This window comes from Streptococcus sp. C150, assembly GCF_000187445.1.
Taxonomy (GTDB): Bacteria; Bacillota; Bacilli; order Lactobacillales; family Streptococcaceae; genus Streptococcus; species Streptococcus raffinosi.
The window spans coordinates 776,998-786,502 of sequence record NZ_GL698449.1; the positions used below are offsets into that span (position 1 = coordinate 776,998).

Here is a 9,505-nt window from a genome sequence, read left to right on the forward strand (position 1 = left end):
AATGAATTCTGTACCATTTTTTTATTGAGTCTAATCTATTTTCGCAACATTGAGAAGCAGCGAGCTAGTCAAAACAGACAAAGAACTAAGGGCCATAGCAAGACCTGCTAGTTCTGGATTAAGGGTCAATCCCAGTCCTACAAAGACTCCAGCAGCAATTGGAATCCCAAGGATATTGTAGATAGAGGCCCAGAAGAGATTGAGTAAAATCCTGCGGAAGGTCTTTTGACTCATGTCAAAGGCACGCACAACGCCAAGCAAATCATTTTGCGTGAGCACGATGCCACCGGACTCGATCGCAATATCCGTTCCAGATCCCATAGCGATCCCCACATCCGCGATCGAGAGAGCTGGAGCATCATTGATCCCATCTCCAACAAACGCGACCTTGCTATCTTCTTGCAGTTTTTGGATGGCGCTAGCTTTTTCTTGAGGAAGGACATCAGCAATGACGGTGTCAATTCCCACTTGCTTAGCAATAGCTTGGGCCACCCGTTCATTATCCCCCGTTAACATGACCGTTTTCAAGCCCCGTTCTTTGAGCTTTTTGATCGCTTCTTTTGAGCTGGCCTTCGGAGCATCTTGAATGGCAATCAAGCCAATCACTTGCCCATCCACAGACAAACTGATCACTGTTTTGGCCTGCTCTTGCAACTCTACCATCCGTTTTTCAAGCTCCGGATCCATCGCTGTCCCGTCATGAAGTTTGCCATTTCCCAAGGTCACCAACTGCTGGTCGATCTGACCTTGGACCCCTTTTCCTTCAATCGCTTGGAAGTTTTCCACAGGGGATAACACCAAACCTTTTTCTTCTGCTTGGGATAACACCGCTTGGGCTAGTGGATGTTCTGAAAAAGTTTCAAGACTAGCAGCCAGTGTCAAGACACGCGCTTCATCTCCTACAACATCGGTTACAAGTGGTTGGCCAATGGTAATGGTACCTGTCTTATCAAACACAACGGTTTGAATCTTTTGCACTTCTTGAAGAACTGTTCCATTTTTAATCAGAACCCCCATCTTGGCACTACGGCCGGTTCCGACCATCAGGGCTGTTGGGGTTGCTAAACCAAGGGCACAAGGACAGGCAATAATGAGGACAGAGACTGCATAGAGCATGGCCTCTTGAAGCGACGCGCCCAGAAGCACGGACCAAACCCAGAAAGTCGCAATGGCCAAAATCGTCACCACTGGAACAAAGATACCTGAAATCTTATCCGTCAAATCTTGAATGGGAGCACGACTGGATTGGGCCATTTTGACAAAGTCCACAATTTGAGATAAGAGGGTCTCACTACCGACTTTTTCAGCCTTAAAGAGAATGGTCCCATTGCTGTTGATAGTGGAGCCGATAACTGCATCACCAACTGATTTCTCCACAGGCAAGCTTTCACCTGTCACCATCGACTCATCAATAGTCGTACTTCCTTCTACAATCGTCCCATCAACCGCAATCTTTTCCCCAGGACGGACCCGAATCAAGTCATCAATTTGGATATCTTCTGCCGCCACCTCGACATAGTTCCCATCACGGAGAACTTGAGCCGTTTTTGCCTGCAAATCCAACAACTTTTCCACAGCCTCGGAGGCATTGTTACGCATCCGTTCTTCAAAGATTTGCCCTAAGAGGATAAAGAAGATGATAAAACCCGCAGCCTCAAAGTATACTGGCTGACCAGTAAAAAGGGCAAATACACTATAGACATAGGCTACCAGGGTTCCAAGAGCTACCAAGGTATCCATATTGGAATGGTGCTTCTTAAATGAGGCCCAGGCACTCTTGATAAAAGGAACTCCTGCTACCAACATGATCGGCGTTGTTGCTAGAAAAGTCCCCCAGCGACTGACTGGATGGGAGACAAATCCTGCCATCATCCCGATCATCAAGATCAATAAGGGAAGAGTAAAGATACTAGTAATCCAAAAGCGACCCAGTAAACCTAAGACACGACGGCGTTTTTCCACAACCGTGTAGGAACCCTTTTGCATCTTCATTCCACATGAAAACTCGAAGTCCCCTGTTTCTGTCGGGGTAAAGGATATCACCTTATCCACACCGACTTCCAAAGGCTCTAAAATCCCCTGATCTTCAAACAAAATTTCCTTGTAACAGCCGGAAGGATTGACCCGATGGAAGGTGATTTCAGCAGGGATCCCTTTTTGAAGTTGAAATTCCTTTGGACTATAGCCTTTTTCTGCTGTAATACGGATCTTTTGCACTCCGTTTTCCACAACTGCTTTTTGTTTTTCTACCATACCTACTCCTTTATTCCACAATCATGTGACCATGCATCATGTTCATTCCACATGAATACCCATATTCGCCCGCTTTTTCTGGCGTAATTTCAATGACATGTTTTTCACCTAAAGGCAAATCTTCATGAACGCCAAAATCTGGAAAGATCACTTGAGCCAGACATGAAGATGGATCCTTGCGATTAAAGATGATCCGGGCTGGAACATTCTTTTTCAGGACAATGGTTTCAGGCGAATAGCCCCCCATGACTTCGACTTCAATTTCTTGATAACCTGATTTCTGACGAGCGTGGCCGCTTACCTTTTCATGCTCTGCAAAGAACCACCAAGCAATAAAAGCAACCACAAGTAAACAAACAATACTAATTAACAATCCAAACATGGAATTTCCTTCTTTCTATTACATACAATTGCAAGGGACTGTTTCGACAGCCTCTGCTTTCTTTTCTTCCAGGACCTGCTGCAGCTGATTAAGATCTGCAAGCGTAAAGTCACTCGCCTGAATCAAGTTTTCAAGCACCTGTACAATTCTTTTTGAGCAAACCTTGTCTTTCACCTCCTCAACCACCAAGTCTAAACTCTGGTCCTGCGTCAACAATGCCGAGTAAACAAAGGCTTTGCCTGTTTTTTCTCTAGTCAAGCACCCCTTTTCCACCAAGCGGAGCAAGAGGGTCTTGATGGTCGACTTCGACCAGTCAAAGCGCTCGGACAAGACGGCGATCAAATCCGTGCTGGTCTGCTTGCCTTCCATCCAGATTATCTTCATGATACGCCATTCCGCATTAGAAATTTGCATGACCTCTCCTTTCTAAATCTACATTTGTAAACCTTACAATGTCATTCTACTCCTAAGGTTTACATTTGTCAACCAAAAGTTATAAAAAAAACAAATCTTTCTTTGAAGATTTGTCTGGTTGGGCTTTTTCCACTCCCTATTTTTATCTCCCTAAATTGTCAAATTAAGTTAGATTTTTCATGTAACTCAGAAAAACTTGGTATGGTGTTTGATAATTCAAAGACTTCCTAGGAAGTCTATTTCTTTTATCAGCTGTAGCTGATAAATAATTTTGAGAAATATTCGTAAAATCCATTTGTTTAGGTAGTCCATTTCGTCTTAATAAGCCATTAGAATGTTCATTGAGACCTCGTTGCTCAGGACATCCTGGATCCGCAAAGAAAATATCAATGTCATGTGCATTCGAAATAGATTTCCAATTAGAAAATTCTTTTCCGCAATCAAAAGTGATCGACTTAAAGAGGTGGCTGGGGACTTGAGACAACCATTGATTGATGGAAGTCTCAATATCACTTTCTTTCCGTCCATTGGTTTTCAGTGTGATGATGGCTTTTGAGCAGCGTTCTACTAAGGTAATGACTGCACTTTTGTTCTTTTCACCCACAATTGCATCTCCTTCTTGATAACCGAATTCCGTCTTAAAATCGGGATAACTGTCTGCTCTCTCACGCAAATCGCTACGAAACGCTTGTTTTCCTCGTTTTTCGCTATGACCATTTGGTTTTCTTTAGCCTTTCCAAGGGAAATCCTCTTTCTTTAAAATACCACGGTCTGCTAGTCGATAGAGAGTTCTCATAGAACAAGAAACCCTATCTGGATAAGTTCCTTTAATGACATCAAGGCTCCAATTTTGTTCTAAATGAGTTTGGAAAAAATCTTTTTCTGATTGCGTAAGACTTGTTTTATTCCGACCACAACGTTTCTTATTGACTTTATAACGGTTATAGTAATTATATGCAGAGTGCCCCTCTTTCAGATAGTTGATGACATTGTAGATTGTCTGTTTTGATCATCCAAGTGAAGTTACAATATCTGAAACTTTTAAGTTTTCTTGATAGTAAGCCTCTATCATTACAAACTCGTTTGTGGTAAGATGAGTATAAGTCATTTATGTAAGTTCCTTTCAGACAAATGTGGTGTTTATCTGGCCTTACATAGATGGCTTTTTCTGTCTAGCTTAATTTTACAAATTGGGGATTTTAAAAAATTTTATGTACACCAAGTTAAAAGTCTAGTAGAAACAATTCTACTAGACTTTTCGTTACTCTATCACAATCATAGCCTTGATGGTCTTGCGTTCATCCATATCTTTATAGGCCTGATTAATATCTTCCAATTTATAACTTGTCGTAAAGACTCGGCCTGGATTGATGTCGTCATCAAGAACAGCCTTGAGCAAGAACTGCTTGTCATAAGTAGTGACAGAGGCTGGTCCGCCACCAATCGTTGTATTTTGTCCAAAGGTTGATCCAATGGCACGGTTTTCATAGTGTGGAACACCAACAAATCCCATTCGACCACCATTGTGAAGGACTCCAAGGGCCTGATCTACCGCTGCTTCTGTACCGACACACTCAAGAGCTGCATCTGCTCCTCCACCAAGGATTACACGGACTTTGGCAATGCCTTTTTCGCCACGTTCAGCAACAACTGCAGTTGCACCTGACTCCAAAGCCATTTTTTGACGATCTTCGTGACGACTCATAAGGACAATTTGTGAAGCACCCCGCATCTTAGCTGCGATGACAGCGCATTGACCAACAGCACCGTCACCAATAACAACTACCTTGTCACCTTTTTGCACATCAGCCACACGCGCTGCATGGTAGCCCGTCGGCATGACATCTGCTAGCGTCAAGAAGGATTTGAGCATGGCTTCTGTATAATCAGACGGTTGCCCAGGAATTTTGACAATGGCCCAGTTGGCGTATTCGAAGCGCATGTACTCCGCTTGCACCCCGTCAGACCAGTTGCTGCCAATATGGCGGTCACAGGTCCCATCATAGCCTGCACGACAGGCATCACACTCCCCGCAACCATGGGTGAAAGGCGCAATCACAAAGTCACCCGGTTTCACCGTTGTAATAGCTTCTCCGATTTCTTCCACAATCCCAATGGCTTCGTGACCACTATTTTGGCGTCCCTCTTCAATATCTGGATTGCGGTAGCTCCATAGATCAGAGCCACAGACACAGGTGCGAACGATGCGGAGAATGACATCATCTGGTGCCTCGATGTGTGGACGCTCCACTTCTACGAGGCCCACTTGCCCAGCTTTTGTATAGACTGTTTTCTTCATAGGGACGACCTACTTTCTATTGCTTACTGTCTTCTAGTATACACTTTTATCGTCTAATTTGTAAGTAGCAGTCCTTCCTAATTCACCTACTCCCTCTTATCAACCTTTGTTTAACAGATCTCTTTTACAATATATCAAGGCTGCTTCTAAGAGTGTAGCGATCATTGCCAAATAGAAAACTGTCCGAATCCCGAAATACTCTGTCATAGAACTCATCAAAAAGACGAAAACTGAAAAAGCAAGGGTTGAAATGACTTCAAATACAGAATAGACATGCACTAACTGATTTTCATCAACCGTTTCCTGAAGGAAGACACTTTCGGGGACTTCTTTCAATTGAGACAAGAAGCCGATTCCAGCTGAAAAAAGTAAAAATGTTTCTACAGTTGAGAAAAACAGGATACTGCCTGTGACGGCTACTATTGCGACAAGCGGAAAGAAAATACTTTTCCATTTGTGAGCTAAAAACTTTTCAGAGTAGTTGAAAACAATCATTCCCCCTAAAATAATTCCCAGAGAATAGGCTGTATTGGAGTAGCCCCAGTAGCTTTCAGTCTGTTGCAACACCTCGGTTACAAAAACAAGAATCACAGATGAAACCCAGATTGTATTAGAAAAATTCTCCAATAAATTTGCTTGTACCAATAACCTTAATGGAGGATTTTTCACCACTAAGCTCCAACCTTTGACAAGAGTATCCAGATTGGTCTCCGCTTCTAACTGCTCTATTTTAGCCTGAGGAAGAAAGAGCATCACAAAAGTAGAGAGAAGATAAAAGAATAGGACTAGCAACATTGTGGAAAATAGACCAACCAAAGCGTAAAGGAGTCCTCCCAGTCCCCAACCAATTAATTGAACTCCCTCACCACTCATTGACAAAGCGGCATTTGCCTTTCCCAAATTTGTAGCATATCGAGGAATCATGGCATAAGAAACCGGTGCTGCAAAGCCGTCTAAGATAGAAATAGCAATTACAAAGACATACATCCCCACGGCTGGTACGAATTGAAACTTGGTAAACAGTGCCACGAGAATTGCCACTAGAGCTGTTTTTCCTCCTTGAGTCAAAAATAAAACTCGATTTAAGGGAATTATTTTGGTCACCAAGGGGACTAAAAAACTTGCCATGAATGCTGACAATCCGATGAGAATCGGAACCATTGAGGTAGCAATTACCGATTTAGTTATAACAAAGATATTTGCAATAAGGGATACCCTAAGAAAAATATCCGCTAAATTTGCAAACAATTGGGAAACTAATAATTTCACAAAGGAACGAGACATCGTATCCCTCCTTTTTATCAATCTTCATGAGATAAATCGATCACTTGATCGTATTGAGCTAGTATCTCATCATCATAATGGTGAATCACCTCCACAAGGGCTTGTGGAAGACGTAGTAGGATCCTTGAAATTTGACGAACATTCTCTTTGTCCAGATTGGCTTTGACTTCATCTGCTAAAATCAAGTCACTATTGTGGTACAAACTACGAGCAATTTCTAGACGTTGCTTTTCCCCACCAGAAAGCTGCTCCCCATATAGAAGATGTCCCTTTAAAAATGCTAAGTTTACTCGATCCAAAACCTGTTCCATCTTTAGTTTGTCTAGGGCCTTCCCAAGGGTGATATTGTCTTCCAGTGACAACCCATCAAAAATATAGGAGTCTTGTAAAATATAGGAAACCGATCGTGCAATCTGCTCCTGTGCTAAAGTCTGACCATCGTAGGTCACACTTCCTGAATCTAGAGATACTTGACCATAAAGAAGGTTCAACAAGGTAGACTTTCCACAGCCACTTGGGCCAATCAGAGCAACTTTCTCTCCTGCTTTGATTTCTAAAGATAGTTTTTTAAAGAGTACTTTATCTTCAAACCGCAAAGAAACATGATCTGCAACGATAGGAAAAAGAGGAACCGAAGCTTGGTCATCCATCTGTGAACTTGTATCTTGAAGTAGAAAAGAGTAACGTTCCCTCAGTTGTTCAGTCGACTTGTAAGTATTGATAAAATAGGAAAGTTCATTAAATTGATAGCCGATATTATGGGACACTAGATAAATTGCAACAAAGCTGGCACCAGACAAGTAATCATAATAGGTCATCACCCCACCGATAATGATGGGAACAACCGAACAAAACGCATCAATACTATTAATAAGGATAGTGTTGATTGTCCGTTGTCGTTCATACCGAATGTCTTGCTCAACTCTTTTTCCCAAAACTTTTTTAAATCGATGAAAAAAGAAATCCCCGGCCCCATAATTTTGAATGACTCTTACACCACCAATTATATTAGTAGTTTGAGAGAGGTAATCCTCATTTGAGAGTGTTTTTTCATCTGAAATACGATCTAATTGTTTACTACCGATACTACTACAGAGAGCAGGAATAGAGTAAAAACAAATAAAAATCCAACCCAACCAAAAATTCGTTGCTAGAGCATAGATCATGGAAACCATTGTAAAGCCAAGAGATGAAATGATAATAACGGCTGGCTCGAGATAAGATGTTTCAAGTTGTTTCACATCGTTTTCAAGATGAGACAGGATCTCCTCTTTTTCACCGTTTTTACCATACAAAAAATGGTGAAATAATTTTTCTTTCATGGTCAAGGTAAAATCTGCGACTAACCTTGCATAGTAATACCGTTTCCCAGCCAACCCAACCAGAATAATAAAATTACCGACGATCCCAACGATTAGTGCCATCCATAATTCACTCAGCGCCTTCTTCTCAAAGCTCGCCACAATCATCGATACCAACGATGGCGTGATAATGGCTTCCAGCCAGGTCACAGCAATGAAACTAAAATAGAGAAGCAAATGTTTTTTAGAAATGAATTTTTTTAACATGGTAGCTAATCCTTTCTACAGAGTCTATTACTGATAACTGTTCCTTATCCCATTTAGTCGGATTCTATGGACTGATTGTAAAAATTATAGCACTTCTTCTTTTGTACGGTATTTTATTCCCATATATGCTCACTAATTATTTTCATTCATCAATTTTTTCAAATGTCTTTCATAAATCGTCGCAATATGCTCGCTCCCTGCCAATTTCATGGCTTCAATACACTTTCTCATTTCGTCGATGGCACTCGTATCTCCTGTCATTCGATAGCGATAAAAGTTTTGAGCATAGACAAATACGAGACGTTCATACATTTCCGTCTCGATGAAGAAACACTGATTTAATTGTTCCTCAAAATAGCAGGCATCTACCATTTTTTGGCGCTCAATACAAGTAATATACCCATTCAGTAACATGGTTGAAATCATACGTCGATTATTCGGAATCTCTTTGTAGAAATCCGATCTTTTAGACATCTCCCTTGCCAGCACCATAAAAACCTCATGATTCAACACATCTAGGGTATTTATAAAAATTAATAACTCATAATAGCCCCAGTGCTCTACGCTGAATAGGTAATCCGTTAAATCCTTTAGGTCGTCTTCTGTATAGTAATCTTCTCCAGATAAATCCTGTAAACGAATTTTTAATAAAATAGTATTGATGTGATGAAACTTTTCCCTTTTGTCTTTCAACCCCATCTGAGAAGCAAGGAGTTTCTTCATTTCATCGATATCACGAGTCGATACAAAAAGCCTGACCTTTGTCAAGAGTTCATTCAGATCATCACGGTGAAAATCATGGACAGCATACATAAATTCATCAATCGGCACATTGATTTCATCTAAGATCAACATAAACTTTGAAATGGTTAAATCTGTCTGCCCCTTTTCAAAGCGGGAGAGTTGAGAGGTTGAAATACCTGCCTTTGCAACATCTTTCAGTCGGGTTCTGTTGCAAAGTTTTTAATCTACTATCAAATAAGGTAGAATAATAGAAAAAGATAGCAGGAGGAATGACGATGAATCATTTTAAAGGAAAGCAATTTCAGCAGGATGTGATTATTGTAGCCGTGGGCTACTATCTTCGTTATAACCTTAGCTATCGTGAACTTCAAGAAATCTTATATGATCGTGGCATTAACGTTTCTCATACGACGATTTATCGTTGGGTGCAAGAATATGGCAAACTACTCTATCAAATTTGGAAAAAAGAAAAATAAAAAATCCTTTTATTCATGGAAAATGGATGAAACATACATCAAAATTAAAGGAAAATGGCATTATTTGTATTGAGCCATCGATGCA

Annotated in this window: 7 protein-coding genes and 2 pseudogenes; 1 reads left to right on the forward strand and 8 read right to left on the reverse strand. The window is 41.1% G+C overall.

All coding sequences use genetic code 11. From position 1 onward, the window contains the following. Positions 1-30: 30 nt before the first annotated feature. From HMPREF0848_RS03600 to HMPREF0848_RS03635, 8 genes and pseudogenes are all read right to left on the reverse strand, one after another. Positions 31-2,253 carry a heavy metal translocating P-type ATPase gene (locus HMPREF0848_RS03600; RefSeq protein ID WP_008534694.1) on the reverse strand — a complete coding sequence of 741 codons (2,223 nt, stop codon included), beginning with the start codon at positions 2,251-2,253 and terminating at the stop codon, positions 31-33. 10 nt (positions 2,254-2,263) lie between these two features. Continuing rightward, positions 2,264-2,635: a cupredoxin domain-containing protein gene (locus HMPREF0848_RS03605; RefSeq protein ID WP_002901455.1), complete on the reverse strand. Its 372-nt coding sequence runs from the start codon at positions 2,633-2,635 to the stop codon at positions 2,264-2,266. 18 nt (positions 2,636-2,653) lie between these two features. After that, the gene (locus HMPREF0848_RS03610) at positions 2,654-3,049 is read right to left on the reverse strand and encodes a CopY/TcrY family copper transport repressor (RefSeq protein ID WP_008534701.1); all 396 of its coding nucleotides are present in this window, start codon (positions 3,047-3,049) and stop codon (positions 2,654-2,656) included. Positions 3,050-3,212: 163 nt separating this feature from the next. After that, positions 3,213-4,157 (reverse strand): annotated as a pseudogene (locus HMPREF0848_RS03615) (IS30 family transposase). Between the two features lie 153 nt (positions 4,158-4,310). Next, positions 4,311-5,348, reverse strand: coding sequence for an alcohol dehydrogenase catalytic domain-containing protein (locus HMPREF0848_RS03620; RefSeq protein ID WP_008534705.1), 1,038 nt, complete (start codon positions 5,346-5,348; stop codon positions 4,311-4,313). 99 nt (positions 5,349-5,447) lie between these two features. After that, positions 5,448-6,632: a ryptide export MFS transporter gene (locus HMPREF0848_RS03625; protein ID WP_008534706.1), complete on the reverse strand. Its 1,185-nt coding sequence runs from the start codon at positions 6,630-6,632 to the stop codon at positions 5,448-5,450. Between the two features lie 17 nt (positions 6,633-6,649). Further along, positions 6,650-8,200 (reverse strand): streptosactin export ABC transporter GggC, encoded by a 1,551-nt coding sequence (gene gggC, locus HMPREF0848_RS03630; protein WP_008534708.1) that lies wholly within the window; start codon positions 8,198-8,200, stop codon positions 6,650-6,652. A 132-nt stretch (positions 8,201-8,332) separates the two neighbouring features. Next, entirely contained in the window at positions 8,333-9,142 is an 810-nt protein-coding gene (locus HMPREF0848_RS03635; RefSeq protein ID WP_050787996.1) for an Rgg/GadR/MutR family transcriptional regulator, read from the reverse strand. A 77-nt stretch (positions 9,143-9,219) separates the two neighbouring features. On the opposite strand from HMPREF0848_RS03635, the pseudogene HMPREF0848_RS03640 reads away from it, so the two are divergent. After that, positions 9,220-9,490 (forward strand): annotated as a pseudogene (locus HMPREF0848_RS03640) (IS6 family transposase); the annotation flags it as partial. Positions 9,491-9,505 lie beyond the last annotated feature (15 nt).